Consider the following 23375-nt stretch of genomic DNA (forward strand, 5'->3'; position numbering starts at 1 on the left):
AGTGTTCTGATGCGTCGGCCGAATCGACCCCGGGGTTAGCTTATGCGAGCGAGTCATCACGGTTGTGTAGCCCTGCCGGTAACGGGTGCCTGCCGCGGTTGTCGGTATTGGGGAACGTGATGGACGAGCTTAGAGCGGCCGCGGGCGCCGAGATCGAGGCGGCGGGTGGATTATCGGCCGAGCCGGTGACCAGCGGCCCCAGTGGTCTGGTCGTGGTCGAACGGGATGGCACGATCGTTCATGCCGATAGCGCAGCCTGTGCTTTGTTGGGGCATACCCACACCACGCTACGGGCCCTGGATTTGGCGAGTCTGCTGGATGTCGAACCCAGCCAAGTCGATACGTTTATCGCTAAAGTCGCCTCTGGGCACGGCGATGTCACGACGGTCATGCCGTTGCAGCGCGCTGATGGGCAGATCTGCGCTGCCGAATTGAGTGCGACTTCGTTTGCGTTGCCTGCTGACGATGAGATGCTCGTCGGCGTACGGCTGAGCGATCTAGCCTTGGGCGCCCGTAATGTCGGCGATTTGTCGTTGGCCAACACTTTGTTGCATGAGGTCGATCAGGCTGCGCTCGTGGTCGATGCTGATGCTCGGGTGCTGTCGCTCAATCAGGCCTATACCGAGATTACCGGTCATCAGTCGGCCGAGGCGCTCGGCCGGCAGCCCTGCCTGGGCGAGGCTGCGGATGGTGCAGAGGCCACCGTCGAACGGCTCATCGCCCAAGCACGTCAGAAAGGCATCGTTGAATGCGAGATAGCCAGTCATCGTATGGATGGCAGCATATATCCTGCGCAGGTCAAGATCCGGTCGGTCGCGACCGAAAACGGACTGCGCTATGCGATCGTGTTTCGCGACCGTTCGGCCGATCAAGCTTATGAAGAACGCATCGACTATCTGGCCCACTACGACGCGCTCACCGGGCTCGCCAACCGGACCCTGATCGAGAAACGCATCGAAGCCGCGCGATTGCATGCTGCTCGCGAAGGGCGCTTTCTGGCGCTGCTGTTTCTTGATCTGGACGGCTTCAAGGCCGTCAACGATTCGCTCGGCCATGCAGCTGGCGACGAATTGTTGAGGCTGGTGGCCCGACGCCTACTGGCAATCGTCGGTGAGCGGGATACCGTGGCCCGCCAGGGCGGCGATGAGTTCGTGGTCCTGCTCGATTCAATCGCCCGGCCGCGCGATGCAGCCTATGTCGCCGGCAAGATCATGGCCGCGCTCAAGGTGCCACTGACGCTCGAAGGTCAGACCGTATTCACCACTGCCAGTATCGGGATCAGTTGCTATCCCGAAGACGGTCACGACCTGGCTGTGCTGCTGCACAACGCCGATATGGCTATGTATCGGGCCAAACGGCTTGGGCACGATCGCTACGAATACTACCGGCCCGAAATGAACGAGAATGCGCACTGGGTACTCAGCTTGCGCAATAACCTGCATCAGGCTCTGGAGCGCAAGGAATTTCGGGTCTATTACCAGCCGTTCGTAGATATGGTGACCGGGCGGGTGACCGGTATCGAGGCTTTGCTGCGCTGGCAGAACGCCGAGCTGGGTATGGTCTCGCCGGCCGACTTCATTCCGATCGCGGAAGAGACTGGCTTGATTTTGTCGGTCGGCGAATGGGTATTACGTGAAGCCTGTCACGAGCTCAAGCGGTTGCACGGGCTGGGCTACGACGATCTGCGGGTAGCGGTGAATCTATCCGCGCGCCAGTTCCGTCAGACCGATCTGGCCCAGCGGGTGCTCGAAATTCTCGAAGAGACCGGTCTCGAAGGACGCTTTCTGGAACTGGAGATCACCGAAACGGTGCTCATGGAGCAGGCCGGGACTACCCTGGAGACGCTTTATCGGCTGGAACAGATGGGCGTAGCAGTAGCGCTCGACGATTTCGGTACCGGTTATTCGTCGCTCAATTATCTCAAGCGTTTCCCGATCAATTACCTCAAGATCGACAAATCGTTCGTCGACGGTATCCCGGCCGAGGAAGGCGACGTCACGATCACCCGCACGATCATCGGTATGGCTCGCAGCCTAGGCATACGTGTGACCGCCGAAGGCGTGGAAACCGATGACCAGCGGGTTTGGTTGCGCGACAAGCAGTGCGAGGAAGCCCAGGGGTATCTGTTCAGCATCCCCCTAGTCCCGGACGACCTGCAGTGGCTGTTGGCCCAGCACGCCGTCTTGCCGGTTCAGGACCAGACAGTGCACACTGGCTTTCCTTCCTCGATGGGTTGCAAGGATTCACGACTTGGCCAGTAACGGCGAACGAGGTACGACTCGGCTCCCGACGTATGTCGACGGGCTCGATAATCTGCTCGATGGCGGGCTGCCAGATCGGCGGCTGACGCTATTGTATGGCGGCACCGGGGTGGGCAAGACCGTGTTGGCCCTGGAGGTCGTGGTCAATAATGCGATGGCCGGCCTGCCCGGGGTCGTGGTCGGGTTCGAGGAAAGCCCGGAAGAGCTGATCGACAATCACGCCTCGTTCAACTGGGAGTTGGCCGATAAAGTCGGCGACACCATCCACTTGTTGGGCGCCCGGGTCGAAGACGAGTTCCGAGACGTCGGCCGGTTCGAAATTTCTGGCCTGCTGGCCTCGATCGAGGCCAAGATCCGCCAGACCGGGGCGCGTTGGGTGGTCATCGACGGCCTGGATGCGCTGCTCGGTACGCTCGGCGACCGGGTGGTCGCCATGCGCGAGCTGTTCCGGCTCAAGCGCTGGCTGACCGGCTGTGGCGTGGCCGTGGTCGTTACCGCCAAGCTCGACCAGCCTGATAACACTGGGGCCACGCATTTTCGCGATATGCCGTATGTCGCGGACTGCGTTGTCACGTTGCGCAATACGGTTCATGAGCGCACCTTCCGGCGCACGCTGCGTGTGGTCAAGATCCGGGGTGGGCAGAGCAGTAGCGCCGAAGTGCCGTTCGTCATCACGCCCGAGGGCGTGATCCTCGCTCGGCGCGAAAACCGACGCATGGACTACCAGGCCATCACCGAACGGATCACCACCGGTGTCGGGCGTCTGGATACGCTGCTGGACGGCGGTTATGTGCGTGGCAGCAGTATTCTGATCTCGGGCGCGCCGGGCACAGCCAAAACCACGCTTGCGGCCTCATTCGCTGAGGCCATGGCCAAACGCGGCGAACGCGCACTGTTTATCAGCTTCGACGAGGCCGGCCCGCAGATCGCGGCCAATCTGCGCTCGGTGGGTATCGATCTTGAAACCCAGTGCGCCGAGGGCCGGCTTGAGATCATGGGGCTGATGGCCGGCGCGACCAGCGCCGAGGCGCACTATATCGACATCCGTCGGGCAATCCAGCGGTTCGACCCACAGCACATCATCATCGATCCGATTTCAGCCTTGGCCAAAGCCGGTGGCAATCAGCTGGCTGCAGACGTGACCGAACGCCTGCTGGATCTATCGAAAAGCCACGGGGTGACCTTCGTGTTGACGTCGCTGCTCATGGTCAAGGATCGGCTCAGCGAAGCGACCGAAAGCCATGTGTCGACGATCGCCGATGTGTGGCTCAACCTGACGTTCAACATTAACCAGGGCGAGCGCAACCGAGCGCTGACCGTGGTCAAGGGGCGGGGCATTGCGCATTCCAACCAAGTGCGAGAACTGCTACTGACCCGCGACGGCCCGGATCTGGCCGACGTCTATATCGCCAGCGGTACCGTGTTGATGGGCACGGCGCGTATCCAGAAAGAGCAGGAAGTCGAAGAGCGCCGACAGCAGGAGGTCGAAGCCTTCGAAAAGCGTCGCGGCGAGCTTGAAGAATCGATCGATCAAACTGCCGAGCAGATCACGACCTTGAGCCGAAAGCTCGAGCAGCAGCGCACTCATCTAGAGCGCTTGGACCGGCAGGAGCAAAACAATGCCCAGCGTCATGGCGACTACGCAGAGCGCCTGCTGCGCAGCCGTGGCGCCGATGCCAACGATCGGCGCTTCGTAGGCGAAGAGTACGATGGGTGGAACGGAGTTGACTGAGGAACGCGTGAGCCACGACTCGTCGAAAAAGCATATGAAAGTCCTGCTGTTCGTGGCCGGCGATTCGCCCAGTTCGCGCCGGGCCCGTCGAGCCATCATGACCCTGATGAAAGAAAACGGCGATGAGATCGACCCGGTGCTCGAGATCGTCGACGTACTGCGCGAGCCGGATCGCGCGCTGGAATCGAATCTGCTGGCCACGCCGACGTTGATCATCCATAACGGCGACGAAGTCAGCCGCTATGTTGGCGATTTGTACGACCAAGAAGAACTGGCCACGGTGCTGGCCGTCGACGAATGATGCGGAGTGAGGTGCTGGGCTGAAAATGCCCGGCGCCTGGTCTTTGGCCGTTTGCGTATACGGCCCGAATGCCATGATGGATCCGCCGTCGACCGTGTCATGCCCCGAGGCTAGTCGCCCCGCTATGCGCGTGTAGCAACAGCCATGGCAGTCGCGTTGTCGCGCATATATCTCGACGCTGCCCGCTAAAGTGGGCGTCGGCCCAGCGTGACCCGCGGCTGCCGGCCCAGATCGGGCAGGGTCTCGATGGCCTCAAACGCTGGTTCGAGCAGGGTTCGAACCGTCGGACCCTGCTCGAAACCATGCTCCAGCATCAGATAGCCGCCGGGGCGCAGGTACGAACAGGCAGCGACCGCAATACTTGCGAGATCGGCCTGGCCTTGTTCGGCAGCCACCAGGGCACGCTGCGGCTCGTAGGTCAGCGCTGGCGCCTGCAGGTGAGGATCGCCCGAGTCGATATACGGCGGATTGGAGACGATGGCATCGAAGTTCTGGCAGGGCAGCGCGGCGAGCCAGCTGCCCTGGGCAAAGCATAGATTGGTCAGGCCCAGCCGTACGGCGTTGGCCTGCGCACAGTCGAGCGCGCCGGCATCGATATCGGTTGCCCAGATCTGCCAATGCGGGCGTTCGCTGGCCAGTGCCAGAGCGATCGCACCGCTGCCGGTGCCGAGATCGGCCACGGTGGCGGGCTGATCGTCGAGCCTTTCGAGTACGGCTTCAACCAGGGTTTCGGTATCCGGACGGGGCACGAGAACCCGGGCATCGACCTGGAGGTCGAGGGTCCAGAATCCGATCTCGCCGACCAGGTAGGCGATCGGTTCGCCCGCCAGCCGGCGTTGCAGCAGGGCATCGAGCTGCTCGAGTTCGGCTGCGGACAGGCGGCGCTCCGGGTGGGCGATGAAATCGACCGCGCCGATGCCGAGGATATGTTCGAGTAAGCGGCGCGCATCCAGGTCGGGGCTGTCGCTGTGCGCGGCCAGCTGTTGTCGCGCACAGCGACGAGCACTGTCGAGGGTGTCGCCCACGGTCGGCTTAAGCGGCCCCCATCTCGGCCAATAGATCGGCCTGGTGCTCGCTGGCCAGTGCATTGACGATCTCGTCGAGATTGCCCTGCATTACATCCTCGAGCTTGTAGAGGGTGAGATTGATGCGGTGGTCGGTGACCCGGCCCTGAGGGAAGTTATAGGTCCGGATACGTTCCGAACGATCGCCGCTGCCGACCAGGCGCTTGCGGGCATCGGCCTGTTCCTGGGCCTGCTTGTCCTGCTCGGCGGTCAGTAGCTTGGTCTGGAGCAGGCTCATCGCGCGGGCGCGGTTTTTATGCTGCGAGCGTTCCTGCTGGCATTCGACCACCACGCCGGTGGGCAGGTGCGTGATCCGGATCGCCGAGTCGGTTTTGTTGACGTGCTGGCCGCCCGCGCCGGCGGCACGGAACGTATCGACACGCAGTTCGTTTGGATCGATCTTGATTGCCTCGATCTCGTTCTGCTCCGGCAGGACCGCTACGGTGCAGGCCGAGGTATGGATACGCCCCTGGGATTCGGTGGCCGGTACCCGCTGGACGCGATGTGCGCCGGATTCGAACTTCAACCGCGAAAAGGCACCGCTGCCGATCACTCGCGAAATCACTTCCTTGTAGCCGCCGTGTTCGCCGGACGACTCGGACAGGATTTCGACCCGCCAGCCTTGTTTTTCGGCATAGGTCGAATACATCCGCAGCAGATCGCCGGCGAACAGGGCCGCCTCGTCACCGCCGGTACCGGCCCGAATTTCCAGATACAGATTGGCGTCGTCGTTCGGATCTTTGGGGATCAGATGGCGGCGCAGGGCGGCTTCGAGTTCGCTGAGCCGTTCGCGAGCCTCGGTCAGTTCCAGCTCGGCCATCTCGCGCAACTCGGCTTCCTCCGAGTTCTCCATCTCTTCCAGATCGGCGATTTCGTCGGTCAGTTCGCGCCAGGCGCGATAGTCCGCGGCCAGCGATTCGAGCTGGGCGTATTCCTGCGACATTCGGCGGAACTTGTCCTGATCGCCGATGACCTCGGGATCGGACATGGAATGCGCCAAGTCTTCGTGGCGTTCGACCAGTTCCTCGAGTTTCGCGCGCAGAGAATCCTTCATGATGGGTCAGGCCCGGTTGTCGGAAAAACGGACGCCGCCGGCTGGAATCGATGTGATCCCTTGGCGCGTCGCGCGCGCAGTGTAGCCGAGTTGGCGCGGCGAGCGACACTGGCCGCGGTCGGCGCCTGTCGGCCAACCACATTCGAATCGATGGGATGGACGCTCATGCGGCCGCTGCGGGACGCGCTCAAGTCGCATTCGACGAGCCGGTATCGTCTTCTTCGTCATCGAGGTCGAACAATTCGCGCGCCGGGCCGAGCAGCCGTTGTTGGCGGGCGCCGACCGCTTTGCGCAGGGTGGCACTGGGAGCGTGCATGAGCTTGTTGGTCAGTCGCCGCGAGACGTCCTCGAGCACGGTCTCGGGGTCGGTGCCCCGCGCCAGTTCGCGGCGTGCCCGATCCATGACTTCGGCTCGGTTGGCCTCGGCCGCCGCCCGCATGGCGCGGATCGTGTCGGTGGCCTGGCGGGAGTCGACCCACTCTAGATACTCGTCGATCCGGGCTTCGATGATCTGGTCGGCCTGGGTGGCAGCCGCGGCCCGCGAGCGTTTGTTTTCGTCGATCACGCTCTGCAGGTCGTCGACCGAATACAGATAGATGTCTTCCAACCGGGCCGCACTGGGTTCGATATCCCGGGGTACGGCCAAGTCGAGTACGAACATCGGCTTGCGACGGCGCTGGCGGAGAGCGTTTTTCAGATCGGCGGTATGCACCAGATACCCAGGGGCGGCGGTCGAGGCGATCAACAGATCGGCTTCGGCCAGATGGGCGGGGATATCGTCGAGCGAGATTGCATAGCCGCGGTAGCGGGTAGCCAGTTCCTGGGCCTTATCGAGGCTGCGATTGGCAAAGATCATCCGGGACACGCCAATTTCGGACAGATAGCGTGCAGTCAGCTCGATGGTCTCGCCGGCGCCGATCATCATCGCGCAGGAACTGGCCACATCGGTGAAGATCTGGCGCGCCAGACTCACCCCGGCATAGGCCACCGACACCGGGTTGGCGCCGATGTCGGTGCGGCTGCGTACGGCTTTGGCGACCGTAAAGCTGTGCTCGAACAGGCGCGTGAGCAACGGGCCCGCGCCGCGTGCGGCCTGAGCCGAGCGATAGGCGTCTTTCATCTGGCCAAGAATCTGCGGCTCGCCCAGGATCATGGAATCTAGGCCGGCGGCGACCCGCAGGCTGTGGCGCACCACATCGCGGCCGTGATGAATATAGAAACAGCCGGCCATGCTGTTGTGCTCGAGCCCGCGTTGCCGGCACAGCCATTCGCGCAGCAGGGCGTCTTCCGCATGGGTCGCGTGGTCGTCGACGATCGCGTAAAGCTCAGTGCGGTTGCAGGTCGATAGAATCGCGCCTTCCCGAATTTGGGGCAGACGCAGAAACTCGTCCAATGCACTGGCAAACTGATCCGCCGGAAAAGCGACCGCTTCGCGAATCGACAACGGAGCGGTATGGTGATTGAGGCCCACGGTCAGCAGCGACATGGGCTCATTCTACCGTGCGCGCGATAGGTCTGGGGTATTCATGATGACAAGTTCTAGGCATGCAAACTATCGACGGCGCCCCGTGCTGGCCGTCAGCGCCATACTGGCGGGCGTGCTTGGCTTGGGTGCCGGCTGGCCAGCGGCCGCGGTCGCCGACAACCCATTCGGCGATGCGTCGATCGCAGCGCCGCTGTCGTTGCGCGAGCATTTCGATGCCAACGCCCGAGCCCGGGGCGAGTACCAGATACTGCTCGGCGAACTGGCGTTGACCGCGGGCGATACGCAGCGCGCGGCCCAGGCCTATGTGGCGGCGCTGTCGTCTTCCGAGGATCCGGCACTGGCCAAGCGAGCGACCCAGATCGCACTGGCCGCCAACCGCCATGATCTGGCTTATCGGGCTGCACAGGTCTGGGCCCAAGCCCGACCCGATGACGAACAGGCCCAGCGCGCGGCCGTGCGCCTGGCCTTCGTCAACGACGATGCAAAAGGGCTGGCACGGGCGGCCTCGGCGTTGGTCGCCAGTGCCGAGTCGTCGCGGGCCGGTTACGAAGTGCTGGCGCAGATCCTGAGCGACAAGCCGGCCAAGGCGGATTTGGCGGTCAGCGTGCTGCAGAAACTGGCCTCAGCGCATGCCGGCGATGCGGCCGCCCAGTATGCGTTGGGACGTTTAGCCTTGAATTACAATCGATTGGATGTGGCGGCCCAGGCAGCGGCCCAGGCGGTCGACACCGATCCGGGCTGGGCCGAGGCAGCACTGTTACGCACAGCGATTGACGTGCGCCAGGGCCACTTCGAGCGCGCACGTCAGCGCGTCGACGGTTTGTCCGGAAGCAAAAACGATCGAGCCCAATACCATGTCGCGCTGGCGCGCATGTTGCTGCAGGCCGGTAAGAACCAGGCCGGGCTGGATGAGTTCAAACAGGCCGTGTCGATCGATCCCGATTTTCACGACGCACGCTACGGCCTGGGATTGGTCGCGCTGTCTCATAACGCGCTGGATACGGCCGCCACCCAGTTCCAGCAGCTTTACGAGGCCGATTCGCATCGCGATGATGCGGCCTTCTATCTCGGTGTGATCGCCGAACGTCGGGAGCAGCCGGCCAAGGCACGCGACTGGTACGAACGCGTGACCGAAGGCGACCATGCTTTCCAGGCCGAGGTGCGGACTGCCCAGATCCGGTATCGACAAGGAGATCTGGCCGGGGCGCGCAAGCAGCTTCACGAGCTGGCCGAACAGTATCCGGACCAGAGCGCACGATTGCATGCCGTCGAGGGCGGACTGTTGGTCGAGGCGGGGCAGCCGAAAAAAGCGTTGGCGGTCTATAATCAGGCACTGGCCGATCAGCCCGAGGATGGCGATCTGCTGTATTCACGCTCGTTGGTCTACGAGCGGCTCGGCCGGATCGAGCAGGCCAAGGCCGACCTGAAAAAGATTTTATCCAAGGACGACGACAATCCGGCGGCCTTGAACGCGCTTGGCTATTTGCTGACCAATCACGGCCACGACTATGCCGTGGCCGAGCGCTATATCCGTAAGTCGTTGGCGCAGGACCCCGACAACCCTGCGGTGCTCGATAGCCTGGGCTGGGTGGAGTACAAGCAAGGCAAGCTGACATCGGCCCGCAAGCATCTGGAGCGCGCCTACCAGGGCAGCAGCGATCCTGAGATTGCCGCGCATCTGGGTGAAGTGCGCTGGCAGCAGGGCGATCATGAGGCCGCGCGTCAGATATGGGACAAGGCAATGGCCAAGTACCCGGGCAACACGACACTCAAGCAAACCATCAAGCGGCTGAGTTCATGAGGACATTTTTATTGCTGGTCGCTATGGTGGCCTGGTTGGGCGGCTGTGCGATCATCCACGAGCCAGCGCCCAGTGAACCCGGGGTAGCCAACAGTAGCGCTTGGCAGGTGCGCCAGAATACTCTTGATCAGTTCTCGAATTGGTCGTTGCAGGGCCGGGTGGCGACCGGTCAGCTGCTCGGCTGGACCGGGAATCTGAGTTGGCGTGAACAGGCGCCGCGTTTCGATGTGCGCCTGGCCGGCCCGTTGGGCGCGGGCGGCATGCGCGCGCACGGCACGCTGGACCGAGTGACCATTGATACCGATGACGGTAAGCATTTCGTGACCGACGACCCGGATGCGCTGGTCGAACAGACCCTGGGCTGGTCGTTCCCGCTCGAGCCGTTGAGCTATTGGGCCCGCGGGCTGCCCGCGCCAGGCGGATACGACGAGATTTCGGTCGACGAGGCAGGGCGGCTGCGATCGCTGACGCAAGCCGGCTGGACCGTGTCGTATCTCGACTATACCCGGCCGAGCGGTGCGCCGACGGCTCTGCCCGAGCGCATCGTGCTGGATAACGGCGATACCCGTATTCGGCTGGTCGTGGATCGCTGGTTCGATCTGAAAGCGACTTCCGGGGCCGCCACCGACGCCGGTCACCAGAATTGACCTGGCGAGCCAGTGCCACGGCGGCACCGAGCTCGGTGGTTACAGCAGGCAGCGATCCGCGGGTCCGGCTGGGCGGTCTGAGCTGGGCGCACTTCGTCAACGATGGGGCCGCCAATTTCCTACCGGGGGTATTGCCAGCCATTCTGGTCGGATTGCATCTGCCGATCGCCTTGGCCGGTACGTTGATGGCCGCTCTTCTGGTCGGGCAAGGATTACAGCCGTTCGTGGGCCTGATCGGCGACCGCATCGGTGGGCGCAGTCTGGTCCTGTTCGGTTTGCTGGGGTCGTCGTTGGGGGCTGGTCTCGTGGGCTGGGTGGCCAGCCCGGCAGCGCTGATTGCCGTGTTGGCCCTGATCGGCGTATCGAACGCCATGTTTCATCCCCAGGCGCTGGCCGGGGTGCGCCAACTGGCCGATACCCGCCAGGGTTTAGCCATGTCGATTTTCTTAGTGGGCGGCGAGATCGGGCGCGGTGTATGGCCGGTTTTGGCCGGTCTGTGTGTTTCGCTGGGGGGGTTAGCCTGGCTCGGCCTGCTGGCCGTGCCCGGTCTGTTGAGCTTGGCGGTGGTGTGGTCTTGTGCGCCGGCGTTGACGCCGCGTTCGCCTCAGGCCGAGCCGATCGCCTGGCGTATCCATATCGGGCCGCTGGCGCGCTTAGTGGGCTATTGTGCGCTGCGAGCATTCGTTATCTTCTGCTCGGTCACGCTGTTGCCGCTGATGTGGTCGGCAGACGGGGGATCGCTGACCGCCGGCGCAAGCCTGATTACCGTACTGCTCGTAGTCGGCGTGTTCGGCAATCTCAGTGGTGGCTGGCTCGCTGATCGACTCGGATCGCGGGCATTGTTGATCGGATCGATGCTGATCGTCGCGCCGTGCGCGGCCGGGCTGGGCTGGGTCGACGGGATAGGACTATGGGTGTTGACCGCGGTACTGGGGATTGCGCTGTTTGCGACCCTGCCGCTGACCATCTTGATCGCCCAGGACGTGCTGCCGGAAAACCGTTCCTTTGGTTCCGGGTTGGCGCTGGGGCTGGCCAATGCCTTGGGGGCCGTGGCCGTGATCGGCGTCGGTCCATTGGTCGATAGCGCCGGCGCCGCGGCGGGTTTCATGCTCGCAGCAGCCGCGGCGCTGGCGGCCGCTGTCCTTGCGATATGGGTGCCGCAGCATGCCTCGAACGAATGAGCAGGGCCGCTGCGCTCGTCAAGTGCCCGCTACGAACCGAGCTATAGACGATATGGGCCGGCGCTGTGCGCTCGAACATCGTGCAACGAACACAGGCAGATCAAACCGCAGAGCTGGACGGTGGCGTGCCCAGGCGGCCGCGGCGCTCCGCTCGTCCGGCGCTTTGGACAGCCAGTAGGCCTGCGCTCGCGTACTGCGAGGCCCGTCTGCTGGGTGTTCGAGCCGGTCGGACATCCGAAAACATGCGCTTTTAATTGACACTGACCGGATTGGAAAAGAGAATACCCGCCTGATTGAGCCAGCGGTGACCGATTCATGGCGTCACGGCTGCGATTTTACTGGGGCGTAGCCAAGCGGTAAGGCATCGGGTTTTGATCCCGTGATTCGCAGGTTCGAATCCTGCCGCCCCAGCCATTATATTGTTCGCGAAAGCGGACACAGTGGAGTAACAGAAAGCGCAACTGGAGGTTCGATGAGTTCGCGACAGCGAACCCGAGCCAATCGCGCAGCGAGGCTGGCCCGATGGGCGAGTCATTGCCGCCACCAGGCCTTTGCGTTGCTCTAGCTATCGAGACGTCCGGCGCGCGCCAAGGAAATAAAAAAGGCCCGCGCCAACCCCGGTCTACCAAGGCAAGGCCGGCGGCCAGGGCAGCGCGCCGCCGGGATGCGGCCCAGACATTTTGGAAAAATAACGGCGGTAATCCATGGCGGACTCCCGATTGATGGTCTTCACCGGCAATGCCAATCCGGCGTTGGCCCGGGACGTGGCGGGGTATCTCAAGCTGCCCATGGGCAAGGCCAGCGTGAGCCGTTTCTCCGACGGCGAATGTCAGGTCGAGATCGAGGAGAACGTCCGCGGTCGCGATGTGTTCGTGGTTCAGTCGACCTGCCAGCCGACCAACGACAACCTCATGGAACTGTTGATGATGGTCGATGCGCTGCATCGGGCATCGGCAGGCCGCATTACCGCCGTAGTGCCATATTTTGGCTATGCTCGCCAGGACCGTCGTCCGCGCTCGGCGCGCGTGCCGATTTCAGCCAAGGTGGCCGCAAGTCTGCTCGGCACCGTCGGGACCGACCGGGTGCTGACCGTCGATCTGCATGCCGACCAGATCCAGGGCTTTTTCGACATGCCGGTCGACAATGTCTATGCCTCGCCGGTACTGCTCGGCGACATCTGGCGTCAGAAAGAGCGCGAGGACAATCTGATCGTGGTCTCGCCCGACGTTGGCGGTGTAGTACGAGCCCGCTCGCTAGCGAAGCGGCTGGATGAAGCGGACCTGGCGATTATCGACAAGCGCCGGCCCAAAGCCAACGAAGCCAAGATCATGAATATCATCGGTGATGTGAACGGCAAGAGCTGCATCATGGTCGATGATCTGGTCGATACAGCCGGTACGCTGTGCCAGGCTGCCGATGCGCTCAAGAATCAGGGCGCGACCAAGGTGCGTGCCTATGTCACGCATCCGGTGCTGTCCGGCAAGGCGGTCGACAATATCAAGAATTCACGGCTCGACGAGCTGGTGGTCACCGATACCATCCCGTTGTCGCCCGAAGCCCAGGCCTGCAATAAAATTCGGCAGCTGCATATCGCGGCGCTGCTGGCAGAAACGATTCGGCGGGTGAGCGCCGAGGAATCGGTTTCGACGTTGTACGTCGACTGATTCGAACGCTGAATCGGGCCATGGCCGGCCGATGCGCTAATTTTTAGCGCGCGAGCTCGTGCAATCGGCCGTGAAACGCGTATACTACGCGGTCTTTTAATCCGGGCAGAAGTCGATGCTTCTGCTCTTTCGACAACCGACTGACCGGCCGCACGACAACGCCAGCGGCCAGCCAAGCTAGCTGGAGCGAATCGATATGGATGCTTTCGAGCTCAACGCGGAAAAACGCAGCACCACCGGCCGCGCCGAGAACAAGCGGCTGCGCAAAGGCGGTCGGGTGCCGGCCATCATCTACGGCGGCAACGGGGATCCGGTGAAGCTGTCGTTCGAGCATAACGACCTGGTCCATCATCTGGACAATGAGGCGTTTTTCTCGCACATCATCAAGATTCACGTGAACGGCGGCGATACCGAAGAAGTCGTGCTGCGTGATCTGCAGCGTCATCCGGCCAAGCCGTTCGTCGAGCATGCGGATTTCCTGCGCATCGTCGCCGGTGAAGCCCTGCGCATGAGCGTGCCGTTGCACTTCGTCGGCGAAGAAGAATGCCCGGGCGTGCAGGAAGAAGACGGTATTATTCAGCACAACATGAACGACATCGAAATCGAGTGCCTGCCGCGCGATCTGCCGGAGTACATCGAAGTCGACTGCCGTAACCTGGCGCTGAATGACGCGATCCATCTGTCGGAGCTGGTGCTGCCGGAAGGCGTGCAGGTCGTCGAACTGATGGGTGAAGAAGACGAGCAGAACGATCTGACCGTCGTCTCGGTCCAGATCCCGCGTGCCGCGGTCGAGATGGAAGCTGAAGAAGAAGCAGAAGCAGAAGCCGAGGCCGAAGCGGAAGCCGAGGCCGAGGAAGGCGAAGCCTCCGAGGAAGGCGGCGAGTCCGAGTCTGGCGAAGACGACGACAAAAGCTAGCTGGTTGCGAACGACGGCCCTGGCTGACTGGAACTGATGAGCGACCGCATTCGTGCGCTCGTGGCGCTGGGTAACCCCGGCGCCGATCATGCCCGAGACCGGCACAATGCCGGTTTCTGGCTGGCCGACCGATTGGCCCAGCGCTGGGGGGTGTCGTTTTCGCACGAAAAGAAGTTCAAGGGCGATCTTGCGCGTGCCGGCCGGGGCGACGATACGCTCTGGCTGCTCAAGCCCACGACGTTCATGAACGCCAGCGGCCAGGCAATACAGCCGCTAGTTGCCTTCCATAAGATTCAGCCTTCGGAAGTGCTGATCGTGCATGACGAGCTGGATCTTCCGGCGGGTACGGCCCGCCTGAAGGACGGCGGCGGCCACGGCGGACACAACGGGCTGCGCGATGCGCACCGGGTACTCGGTTCCGGCTACCGGCGGTTGCGGGTCGGCATCGGCCATCCAGGGCATGCCTCGCAGGTGTTGTCGTATGTTCTGGGCACCCCGTCTCCTGACGATCAGATCGCCATCGATACGGCCATCGACGCCGGCGCTGACGCGGTAGAAACCATTCTGGACCAAGGCTGGAATCGGGGCGCGCAACAGTTGAACTCGCGCAAGCCGTAATCGGCAATCCGCGTTCGCCCATTGGCGAGCGCCTACAAGGTAGCACCACTATGGCTCTTCAGATCGGCATCGTCGGCCTGCCCAATGTCGGCAAGTCGACGCTGTTCAATGCGCTGACCGCGGCCGAAATTCCGGCCGAAAACTATCCGTTTTGTACTATCGACCCGAACGTGGGGGTGGTCACGGTACCCGATCCGCGGCTGGATCGACTGGCGGAGATCGTCAAACCCGAGAAGGTGTTGCCGACCGCCATCGAATTCGTCGATATTGCCGGTCTGGTAGCCGGGGCTTCGACCGGGGAAGGGCTGGGTAACCAGTTTCTGGCCAATATCCGCGAAACCGATGCAATCCTGCACGTCGTGCGTTGCTTCGAAAACGACGATGTCATGCATGTCGCCGGTCGGGTCGATCCGATCGCCGACGTCGAAACCATCGATACCGAACTCGCACTGGCCGATCTGGCGACCGTGACTCGTGCCCTGGACCGGGTGGCCAAGGCTGCCAAGTCCGGCGATAAGGATGCTAAGCGCCAGGCCGATGTGTTCACCCGGGTGCGCGATCATCTGGACACCGGGGCGCCGGTGCGGGCGATGAGCCTGTCGGAGGACGATCATCTGGCGCTGCGCGAGTTGCATCTGATTACCGCCAAGCCTGCCTTGTTCGTCGCCAACGTCGACGAAGACGGTTTCGAGGATAATCCGCTGCTGGATCGTATTCGCGAGCATGCCGAAGCTCAGAATGCGCTGGTAGTACCGGTGTGCGCGGCTATGGAAGGCGAAATCGCGCAACTCGATGGCGATGACAAGCTGGAGTTTTTGTCCGAACTGGGGCTCGAAGAGCCGGGCCTGAATCGGGTGATTCGGGCCGGGTATGCGATGCTCGGTCTACAGACGTTTTTCACTGCCGGCCCCCAAGAGGTTCGAGCCTGGACGGTACGTGCCGGTTCGACCGCGCCGCAGGCGGCTGGGGTGATTCATACCGACTTCGAGCGCGGTTTCATCCGGGCCGAGGTGATTGGCTACGACCAATACGTCGAACTGGGCGGCGAAAAGGGGGCCAAGGAAGCGGGCAAACAGCGTCTGGAAGGCAAGGAATACCGCATGGCCGAAGGCGATGTGGTGCACTTCCGTTTCAACGTCTGAGCCATTTGTAAAAAAATCGCCGTGGGTCCTTGACTGAAACGGCGTGTCCGAACATAATTTCGCGCCTTCGCGGCCATGTAGCTCAGGGGTTAGAGCACAGCATTCATAATGCTGGTGTCGCTGGTTCAAATCCAGCCATGGCCACCAAACATCGAAGCCCGGTGCCAGCCGGGCCTCGAGCACGATCCGCCAAGTTGACGTGCGCCGGTATCCATCGGATACCGGGTCAGGGGTTCGGTTGGTTGCCGCGCCCCTTTTTTGTATCTGGCATCGCTCTGTGGCAGTTGGGTCGGCCCGCAACACACCGGATGGTCGAGCACGGCCAAGCTGCTAGACTCACGCCTACGCGGGCAAGCTAGCGAACTTTATGGCGAATAAATCCGAGGGCGACAGACGCAAGCCGCTCAAGTTGAAAACCGGCTCGTTCGATCGCAATGCCGCCATGGCGCGCATGGGCATGGTCGCTGGAGCCCAATACGCCGGCCATACGCTGGGTAATCTGTTTCGGAGCAAGTCGGGGCGCGAGGCGCGCAACCGCGAGTTCTATGTGCGCCAGGCGCAGTATCTCGCTGATGAACTCGGCCAGCTCAAGGGCAGCGTGATGAAGGTCGGGCAGATGCTGTCGGTTTACGGCCAGTATTTCATGCCCCCTGAAGCGGTCGAGGTACTGCGCAGTCTGCAGGACGACAGCCCCCCGGTGGCTTGGTCGGATCTGGAACCGGTCGTGGTCGAGCGGCTTGGGCGCCGGCGTCTCGAAGAACTCGAGATCGATCCGGAACCGCTGGCGGCAGCGTCGCTGGGGCAGGTGCACCGAGCGCGCCGCAAGTCCGACGGCCGCGAGCTGTGTATCAAGGTGCAGTACCCGCGGCTGGCGGACGCGATCGATTCCGATATCCGTACCCTGACCAACATCGTGCGCCTAGCGCGGCTCGTGCCTAAGGGCGTCGAGTTGCATTCGGTGATGGAAGAAGTCCGGGAGATGATCTATCGCGAGGTCGACTACGACCGCGAACTGCGCATGACCCGGGAATACGGCGATCGCCTGGCCGGCGACGAACGTTATGTCGTGCCTGAGGTGTTTCCAGAATACTCGACTGAGACCGTGCTGGTGACTTCCTACGAGGCCGCTGATCACGTCCAGAGCCAGCGCGTGAAGGATCTACCCCAGGAGCGACGCAATCGGCTGTCCGAGTCGGCCCTCGAATTGTTCTTCCTGGAGTTTTTCAACTGGGGTATCGTCCAGACCGATCCGCATTTCGGCAATTACAAGGTGCGTATCAACGACGATGGCAACGACCAGTTCGTGTTGCTGGATTTCGGGGCCACGCGGGAATTTCCGCCGCGCTTTCTCGGGGCCTACTACGATACGGTCGCCGGGGCCTTCGAGTCCGATCAGGACAAACTCATCGACGGCGCGATCGGCATCAATCTGCTGCGCCGCGACTCGCCGCAGCGGGTGTTCGACGATTTCGCCCATGTCGGCATGCTGATCATCGAGCCGTTCCGCAAGCAGCCGCCGGCCGAACTCGCCACGTCCGACGGGCGCTACAAATGGGGCGAGTCGGATCTGTTCTGGCGGGTTTCCAAGGCCGTACAGGACGCCGCGATTTCGCGCTGGTTCCGGATTCCGCCGCGCGAGATCGTATTCCTGCATCGGCGTCTGGGCGGGGTGTTTGTGCTGCTGTCGGTGTTCGACGCCGAGCTCAACGCCCACGATCTGCTGGCTTCTTATCTCTACCAGAAAAACGGCCGTCTCCGGCCCGACGCCTAGCGCGGGCCCGGCCTGTCACAAGGACCCCTTCAATGAAGTTCCAAGAGACCTTCGATTTCGACTATCCGGCTGCCGTCATCCTGCGTATGTTCGGTGACAAGGATTACTACCTGGCCAAGTATCGAGAAATGGGGGGTGAGGCCCCTGAAGTGCTCGATACCAAGGCCGAGGACGACAAGTTCTCGATCACCGTGCGCCATGCATTGGATGCCACCCGATTGAAATTTCCGGATTTCATCAAGAGCCGGATGGGGGATCAGCTGTTTCTGCGCCAGACCGATGCCTGGCAGCTCAATCAGGCCCGTGGGCGGATCCATACCGATATCGAAAAAGCGCCAGTCGAAATCGTGGCCGACATGCATCTGGCCGATACCTCGGGCGGCTCGCGGCTGACCATGGATTTCCATATCGAGGCGTCGGTGCCGCTGATCGGCGGCAAGGTCGAAAAAGCCGTGGCTGGCCCGATCACCCGTCATACCCAGAAAGATCTGCAGCTCACCAACCGCATGGCCGCCGACTACACCGACTAGTCGGTCGGCCGCCAGAGTCGTCGACGGCCCGCGCCGCCGACGGCTCTGGAGCGCCTCAGCGCCCCAGCAAGTTCTTCAATTCGTAGAGTTTGGCCAGTGCCTGGCGTGGGGTGAGATCGTCGCAGTCGAGCGCTTCCAGGGCGTCATGTACCGCATCGGGCTCGGGTTCGGCGGCTGGTCGCGGTCCTTCGAACAGCCCCAGCTGCGGGCTGGCAGTCTCCAGCGAGGCAGTTTCCAGTTCTGCCAGATGTTTTTCGGCCTGCCGGATGACTTTTTTCGGTACGCCGGCGAGCGCTGCCACCTGCAGTCCGAAGCTGCGCGAGGCCGGCCCGGGGCGGATCGCATGCAGGAAGGCCAGCTTCTGTTCGCCTCCGGCATCGGCGTAATCCGCTACTTCGAAATGCGCGTTTTTCGAGGCCGGCCAGTCGGCTGCGATTTGGGTCAGCTCGAAGTAATGGGTTGCGAACAGCGTATACGAGCGATTGTGGTGGGCGAGCCGTTCGGCAACGGCGCGTGCCAGCGCCAGCCCGTCGTAGGTCGAGGTGCCGCGCCCGATCTCGTCGAGCAGCACCAGCGAACGCTCGGTGGCATGGTGCAGGATCTGGGCGGTCTCGCTCATCTCGACCATGAAGGTCGACTGGCCGGCGGAAAGATCATCGCCAGCGCCGATCCGGGTGAAGATCCGGTCCAGCGGGCCGATGGTCGCTGAATCGGCGGGTACGAACGAGCCGATATGCGCCATCAGCACGATCAAGGCAGTCTGGCGCATATAGGTCGACTTGCCGCCCATATTAGGGCCAGTGATCAGCAACAGCCGGGTGTCGTCGTCCAGTTCTGTGTCGTTGGCCACGAACGGCGCATCCGAAACCCACTCGACCACTGGATGCCGGCCGCCACTGATATGGACCCCTGGCACATCGGTCAGTTTTGGCGCCACCCAGCGATAATCTACGGCACAGCGTGCCAGCCCGCCCAGCACATCCAGCCGGGCCAGGCCGTCGGCGATCGACTGCAGCCGCGACATATGCGTGCCCAGTTCGGTCACCAGCTGTTCGTAGAGATGCTTTTCGCGCGCCAGGGCCCGCTCGCGAGCCGAGAGCACCTTGTCCTCGAAGGATTTCAGTTCCGGCGTGATATAGCGTTCGACGGCCTTGAGCGTCTGGCGGCGCTGGTAATCGAGCGGGGCCTTGTCGGAATGGGTGCGGCCCATTTCGATGTAATAGCCGTGGACCCGGTTGTAGCCGACCTTGAGTGTGTCGACGCCGGTACGCTCGCGCTCGCGTGCCTCGAGTTCGGCCAGATAGCCGTCGGCGTTCGACGACAGTTTGCGCAGCTCGTCCAGGGTATCGTCATAGCCGTCGGCCAGTACCCCGCCATCGCGGATCACCACCGGCGGCGACTGCACGATTGCTCGGGCCAGCAGGCCGGCCAGGTCGTCGGCCGGGTCCAGCGCGGTATCGATGCCGGCCAGCAGCGGCGCATCCAGCCCGGCCAGCTCCGTTTTGATGCCCGGCAGACCGGCCAGGGCCGCAGCCAGACCCGATAGATCGCGTGGTCTGGCCGAGCCCAGCGCGATACGGGTGGCGATGCGTTCGACGTCGGCCATCGAACGCAGTTTGTCGGACAGCGTCACGTAGGCGCCGCGCATCAGGGTTTCGATCGCCTGATGACGATGGGCCAGGGTATTGAAATCGCGAGTCGGCTCGGCGCTCCAGCGGCGTAGCGCTCGGGCGCCCATAGCGGTCGCGCAGCGATCCAGCAGGCCGATCAGGCTGTGCTTGGTATCGCCGGTCGCACTCGCCTCGATCTCCAGGTTGCGGCGGGTTGCCGCATCCAGAATCAGCGTATCGGTCACCGCATAGGTGCGCATCGATGCGATATGCGCGAGCGCGGCCTGTTGGGTGGCCTCGACATAGTCGATCAGTGCGCCGGCCGCAGCGATCGCCCGCGGTTGATCGCCGCAGCCGAAACCGTCGAGCTGGGCGACGCCGAAAAAGCCTTCGAGCTTGCGCCGCGCCGAGACCGCATCGAACAGCCAGGCTGGTCGCTCGGTACGCGCGGTTTCACCCAGTGAAAGCTCTAGCGTCGAGTTGTCGGCGAGCACGACTTCGCGCGGAGCGAGCCGGCCCAGTTCGGCGTTGAGCGCGGCTTCGTCGGCAACCTCGGTAACCGCCAGATCGCCACGTGCGAGTTCCAGCGTGGCGATGCCGATGGCCCGCTTGGCTGGGGCGATCGCCACGATCAGATTGGCGCGTCGGGCATCCAGCAGCGCATCGTCAGTGACCGTGCCCGGCGTGACCACCCGGACCACTTCGCGCTTGACCGGGCCCTTGGTCGCCCCGGGCGCTTCCATCTGTTCGCAAATCGCCACCGATTCGCCGCGGGCGATCAGCCGCGCCAGATACGATTCGGCCGAGTGATAGGGCACGCCGGCCATCGGGATCGATACCCCGCCGGATTCGCCCCGAGCGGTTAGGGTGATGTCCAGCAATCCCGCGGCGCGCTTGGCGTCGTCGAAGAACAGTTCGTAGAAATCGCCCATGCGGTAGAACACCAGCATGTGCGGGTATTCGTCCTTGATCGCCAGATATTGGCGGATCATCGGCGTGTGGTGGGCGTGGTAGTTCGCCGTATCGCTCATGGGCTATCGTCGTAACGGTGTGCGTGGCGCGGATCGCGCGTTGGATAGTCGCGGATTGTAGTCCCAGCTGCCCGATTTCGCAGGACACGAGTGGCATAATAGCGATATGACTGCGCTATACGACCCCGATCGTTCGATCACCGGCCTGGTCGAGCAGCTTGCCACGCTGCTGCCGGCCCGCGATCAGATGCTGGCGACCGCTGAATCCTGTACCGGCGGCCTGATCGCAGCGGCCTGTACCGATGTGTCCGGCAGTTCGGCCTGGTTCGAGCGCGGCTATGTGACCTATTCGAATGCGGCCAAGCAACAGGATCTGGGCGTCGCGCCCGCGCTGCTCGACGATCACGGCGCGGTCAGCGAGGCCGTAGTGGCTGCGATGACCCGCGGTGTGCTGGCGGCATCGATTGCTGACTGGGCAATCGCCGTTTCTGGCGTGGCGGGCCCGAACGGCGGCAGCGACACCAAACCGGTCGGCACCGTCTATATCGGTTGGCAGCAACGCGGCGGCCAGGCCGATGTGGTCCGCTATGATTTCGACGGCGATCGAGGGGCTGTGCGCCGGGCTTCGGTCCTAGCGGCCCTTATGGGCCTGCGCCAGCGGGTCGATGCGCTCTAGCGGCCGTTAAGTCAGCCTAGAGGCCGCGTCAAACCGTGCTGTGCCGGTTATACGGACGCGCTGTCGTCGGCGGAGCGTCCGCAATGCTCGGGCGGTTTGGGCAGCCCAAGCAAGACCGGCAGGTTCGCTCTGTGATGCCTTGGCATGCCACGACAACGAACGGCGTGGCTGCCGGCTGCGTCGCCCTCGCCTGGGTACTAGGCCGACCGGGCCAAAGGTGAGTGCAAGCCATGTCCGACGTCGATAAAGCCCCGACCCAGCGGCTGTTCTTTACGGCTTGGCCGCCGCCTTTGGTTGCGGATCAGGTTGCCGAGCGCGCCCGTGTCCTGGACCTCGCGGGGCGGGCCGTCCCACGCGATAAACTGCATCTAACGCTGGCTTTTCACGGTCGCTGCGATGTCGGCCAGCGCCTGCGCCTGATCGAGATGGCCGATGCGATCGTATTGCGGCCGTTCGAGTTGGTTTTCGACCGGCTGGATTGTTTCGTACGGCCGCGCATTGTCTGGCTCGGCGTCTCCGAGATACCGACAACGCTGAGCGAGCTAGCCGAAAAACTAGCGGGTGAGCGGGTTGATCGACGCGGGTTTGTGCCGCATATCTCAGTCATGCGAGACGCCGAACCGGTGGCCGCTCGAGCGATCGAGCCGATCGTCTGGCCGGTCGCCGACTTTGCCTTGGTCGAAAGCGGCGCACACGGTCAGCCTGGCGGCTATCGCACCCTCGCACGCTGGGCGCTGACCCATGATCGCGCTCCGGATATGAAATAATCTAGGGCTAGACACATTTCGCGTTGCCGCGCTCGCACGCGAGCGGCGCTCGATCCCAACGGACTCAATCACTATGGATGAAGATCGCAAGAAAGCATTGGCCGCTGCGCTGAGTCAGATCGAACGCCAGTTCGGCAAGGGTTCGGTGATGCGCATGGGCGACGTCGACAATTCCAACGTCGCCTCGATCTCCAGCGGCTCGCTGACCCTGGATATCGCACTCGGCATCGGCGGTTATCCGCGCGGCCGCGTGGTCGAGATCTATGGCCCGGAATCCTCGGGCAAGACCACGCTCACGTTGCAGGCGATTGCCGAAGCCCAGCGTAATGGCGGCACGGCTGCATTCATCGACGCCGAACATGCGCTGGATCCGACCTATGCCGAAGCACTCGGCGTGGATATCGAGAATCTGTTGATCTCCCAGCCCGATACCGGCGAGCAGGCGCTGGAAATCGCGGACATGCTGGTGCGTTCGGCGGCGGTCGATATCGTGGTCATCGACTCGGTGGCCGCGTTGACGCCCAAGGCCGAGATCGAAGGCGAGATGGGCGACTCGCACGTTGGCCTGCAGGCGCGTTTGATGAGTCAGGCCCTGCGCAAGCTGACCTCGAACATCAAGCGCACCGGCACTACGGTGATGTTCATCAACCAAATCCGGATGAAGATCGGCGTGATGTTCGGCTCGCCCGAGACCACCACCGGCGGCAACGCACTGAAGTTCTATGCCTCGGTGCGACTGGACATCCGACGCATCGGATCGATCAAAAAGGGCGACGAGGTCATCGGCAACGAAACCCGGGTCAAGATCGTCAAGAACAAGATGGCGCCGCCGTTCCGCAAGGCCGAGTTCGAGATCCTCTATGGCGAGGGTTCCTCGCGCGAGGGCGAGATCATCGACTTGGGTGTCGCCAACAATCTGGTGGAAAAAGCCGGTTCCTGGTATTCCTACAATGGTGATCGGGTCGGCCAGGGCAAAGACAACGCTCGCCAGTTCCTCAAGGACAATCCCGAGATCGCCCAGCAGATCGAAGCTGCCCTGCGCGAAAAACTGCTGCCCAAGAAAAAGAAGAAGGGCGAGGAAGAACCCGCCGAAGGCGAAGCGGCGACCGCCGAGGCCGGCGATACCGACCTGCTCAGCAGCAGTGGCAACGGCAACGGCAAAAAGAAAGGCGGCTGAGTCAGC

19 protein-coding genes and 2 tRNA genes are annotated in these 23375 nt (G+C 62.9%); 17 read left to right on the forward strand and 4 right to left on the reverse strand.

Annotation, left to right across the window (positions count from 1 at the left end; translation table 11 throughout):
• The first annotated feature begins 119 nt into the window (after window positions 1-119).
• From V5738_RS05005 to V5738_RS05015, 3 genes are read left to right on the forward strand one after another with little or no spacing between them, the layout of a single operon-like run.
• Entirely contained in the window at window positions 120-2261 is a 2142-nt protein-coding gene (locus V5738_RS05005; protein WP_423823312.1) for a putative bifunctional diguanylate cyclase/phosphodiesterase, read from the forward strand.
• Window positions 2251-3993: a circadian clock protein KaiC gene (gene kaiC, locus V5738_RS05010; protein ID WP_423823313.1), complete on the forward strand. Its 1743-nt coding sequence runs from the start codon at window positions 2251-2253 to the stop codon at window positions 3991-3993. The genes V5738_RS05005 and kaiC overlap by 11 nt, the downstream gene beginning before the upstream one ends.
• A 7-nt stretch (window positions 3994-4000) precedes the next feature.
• Window positions 4001-4294 carry a circadian clock KaiB family protein gene (locus V5738_RS05015; protein ID WP_423823314.1) on the forward strand — a complete coding sequence of 98 codons (294 nt, stop codon included), beginning with the start codon at window positions 4001-4003 and terminating at the stop codon, window positions 4292-4294.
• A 185-nt stretch (window positions 4295-4479) separates the two neighbouring features.
• On the opposite strand, the gene prmC is transcribed toward V5738_RS05015, so the two are convergent.
• The 3 genes from prmC to hemA form a co-directional block, all read right to left on the reverse strand.
• A complete protein-coding gene (gene prmC / locus V5738_RS05020) occupies window positions 4480-5319 on the reverse strand; it encodes a peptide chain release factor N(5)-glutamine methyltransferase (protein ID WP_423823315.1) in 840 nt (279 codons plus the stop codon).
• 7 nt (window positions 5320-5326) lie between these two features.
• A complete protein-coding gene (gene prfA, locus V5738_RS05025; RefSeq protein WP_423823316.1) occupies window positions 5327-6412 on the reverse strand; it encodes a peptide chain release factor 1 in 1086 nt (361 codons plus the stop codon).
• 187 nt (window positions 6413-6599) lie between these two features.
• Window positions 6600-7898 (reverse strand): glutamyl-tRNA reductase, encoded by a 1299-nt coding sequence (gene hemA, locus V5738_RS05030; RefSeq protein ID WP_423823317.1) that lies wholly within the window; start codon window positions 7896-7898, stop codon window positions 6600-6602.
• Between the two features lie 82 nt (window positions 7899-7980).
• Between hemA and V5738_RS05035 the strand changes: the two genes are divergently transcribed.
• The 11 genes from V5738_RS05035 (at window position 7981) to V5738_RS05085 (ending at window position 18168) form a co-directional block, all read left to right on the forward strand.
• Complete coding sequence (locus V5738_RS05035) at window positions 7981-9699, forward strand: tetratricopeptide repeat protein (RefSeq protein WP_423823318.1); 1719 nt, start codon at window positions 7981-7983, stop codon at window positions 9697-9699.
• Entirely contained in the window at window positions 9696-10346 is a 651-nt protein-coding gene (lolB, locus tag V5738_RS05040) for a lipoprotein insertase outer membrane protein LolB (RefSeq protein ID WP_423823319.1), read from the forward strand. Before V5738_RS05035 ends, lolB begins: the two co-directional genes overlap by 4 nt.
• On the forward strand, window positions 10343-11527 hold the full coding sequence (locus tag V5738_RS05045; RefSeq protein WP_423823320.1) for an MFS transporter: 1185 nt from the start codon (window positions 10343-10345) through the stop codon (window positions 11525-11527). The genes lolB and V5738_RS05045 overlap by 4 nt, the downstream gene beginning before the upstream one ends.
• A gap of 339 nt (window positions 11528-11866) precedes the next feature.
• Window positions 11867-11941: transfer RNA gene (locus V5738_RS05050), tRNA-Gln, on the forward strand.
• Between the two features lie 290 nt (window positions 11942-12231).
• Entirely contained in the window at window positions 12232-13191 is a 960-nt protein-coding gene (locus tag V5738_RS05055; RefSeq protein WP_423823321.1) for a ribose-phosphate diphosphokinase, read from the forward strand.
• 196 nt (window positions 13192-13387) lie between these two features.
• Entirely contained in the window at window positions 13388-14107 is a 720-nt protein-coding gene (locus tag V5738_RS05060; RefSeq protein WP_423823322.1) for a 50S ribosomal protein L25/general stress protein Ctc, read from the forward strand.
• Between the two features lie 36 nt (window positions 14108-14143).
• Window positions 14144-14725, forward strand: a complete 582-nt coding sequence (gene pth, locus V5738_RS05065; protein WP_423823323.1) for an aminoacyl-tRNA hydrolase — start codon at window positions 14144-14146, stop codon at window positions 14723-14725.
• Between the two features lie 50 nt (window positions 14726-14775).
• Entirely contained in the window at window positions 14776-15867 is a 1092-nt protein-coding gene (gene ychF / locus V5738_RS05070; protein ID WP_423823324.1) for a redox-regulated ATPase YchF, read from the forward strand.
• Between the two features lie 71 nt (window positions 15868-15938).
• A tRNA-Met gene (locus V5738_RS05075) sits at window positions 15939-16014 on the forward strand.
• Window positions 16015-16234: 220 nt separating this feature from the next.
• Complete coding sequence (locus V5738_RS05080; RefSeq protein WP_423823325.1) at window positions 16235-17638, forward strand: ABC1 kinase family protein; 1404 nt, start codon at window positions 16235-16237, stop codon at window positions 17636-17638.
• A gap of 32 nt (window positions 17639-17670) precedes the next feature.
• Entirely contained in the window at window positions 17671-18168 is a 498-nt protein-coding gene (locus V5738_RS05085; RefSeq protein WP_423823326.1) for a DUF2505 domain-containing protein, read from the forward strand.
• A gap of 55 nt (window positions 18169-18223) precedes the next feature.
• Here V5738_RS05085 and mutS read toward each other — a convergent pair whose 3' ends face one another.
• A complete protein-coding gene (gene mutS / locus V5738_RS05090; protein WP_423823327.1) occupies window positions 18224-20809 on the reverse strand; it encodes a DNA mismatch repair protein MutS in 2586 nt (861 codons plus the stop codon).
• 106 nt (window positions 20810-20915) lie between these two features.
• Between mutS and V5738_RS05095 the strand changes: the two genes are divergently transcribed.
• The 3 genes from V5738_RS05095 to recA all read left to right on the forward strand — a co-directional run bounded on the left by V5738_RS05095 (window position 20916) and on the right by recA (window position 23369).
• A complete protein-coding gene (locus V5738_RS05095; RefSeq protein WP_423823328.1) occupies window positions 20916-21425 on the forward strand; it encodes a CinA family protein in 510 nt (169 codons plus the stop codon).
• 230 nt (window positions 21426-21655) lie between these two features.
• Window positions 21656-22192 carry an RNA 2',3'-cyclic phosphodiesterase gene (thpR, locus tag V5738_RS05100; RefSeq protein WP_423823329.1) on the forward strand — a complete coding sequence of 179 codons (537 nt, stop codon included), beginning with the start codon at window positions 21656-21658 and terminating at the stop codon, window positions 22190-22192.
• 73 nt (window positions 22193-22265) lie between these two features.
• Window positions 22266-23369, forward strand: a complete 1104-nt coding sequence (gene recA / locus V5738_RS05105; protein WP_423823330.1) for a recombinase RecA — start codon at window positions 22266-22268, stop codon at window positions 23367-23369.
• Window positions 23370-23375 lie beyond the last annotated feature (6 nt).

It is taken from the genome of Salinisphaera sp. SPP-AMP-43 (genome assembly GCF_049568105.1).
GTDB lineage: Bacteria > Pseudomonadota > Gammaproteobacteria > Nevskiales > Salinisphaeraceae > Salinisphaera.

Coding starts and splice junctions, on each gene's coding strand:
- ychF (WP_423823324.1), top strand. CDS start 14,776: ATGGCTCTTCAGATCGGCATCGTCGGCCTGCCCAATGTCGGCAAGTCG.
- mutS (WP_423823327.1), bottom strand. CDS start 20,809: ATGAGCGATACGGCGAACTACCACGCCCACCACACGCCGATGATCCGC.
- pth (WP_423823323.1), top strand. CDS start 14,144: ATGAGCGACCGCATTCGTGCGCTCGTGGCGCTGGGTAACCCCGGCGCC.
- lolB (WP_423823319.1), top strand. CDS start 9,696: ATGAGGACATTTTTATTGCTGGTCGCTATGGTGGCCTGGTTGGGCGGC.
- thpR (WP_423823329.1), top strand. CDS start 21,656: ATGTCCGACGTCGATAAAGCCCCGACCCAGCGGCTGTTCTTTACGGCT.
- V5738_RS05060 (WP_423823322.1), top strand. CDS start 13,388: ATGGATGCTTTCGAGCTCAACGCGGAAAAACGCAGCACCACCGGCCGC.
- recA (WP_423823330.1), top strand. CDS start 22,266: ATGGATGAAGATCGCAAGAAAGCATTGGCCGCTGCGCTGAGTCAGATC.
- prfA (WP_423823316.1), bottom strand. CDS start 6,412: ATGAAGGATTCTCTGCGCGCGAAACTCGAGGAACTGGTCGAACGCCAC.
- V5738_RS05095 (WP_423823328.1), top strand. CDS start 20,916: ATGACTGCGCTATACGACCCCGATCGTTCGATCACCGGCCTGGTCGAG.
- V5738_RS05005 (WP_423823312.1), top strand. CDS start 120: ATGGACGAGCTTAGAGCGGCCGCGGGCGCCGAGATCGAGGCGGCGGGT.
- V5738_RS05080 (WP_423823325.1), top strand. CDS start 16,235: ATGGCGAATAAATCCGAGGGCGACAGACGCAAGCCGCTCAAGTTGAAA.
- V5738_RS05085 (WP_423823326.1), top strand. CDS start 17,671: ATGAAGTTCCAAGAGACCTTCGATTTCGACTATCCGGCTGCCGTCATC.
- hemA (WP_423823317.1), bottom strand. CDS start 7,898: ATGTCGCTGCTGACCGTGGGCCTCAATCACCATACCGCTCCGTTGTCG.
- V5738_RS05055 (WP_423823321.1), top strand. CDS start 12,232: ATGGCGGACTCCCGATTGATGGTCTTCACCGGCAATGCCAATCCGGCG.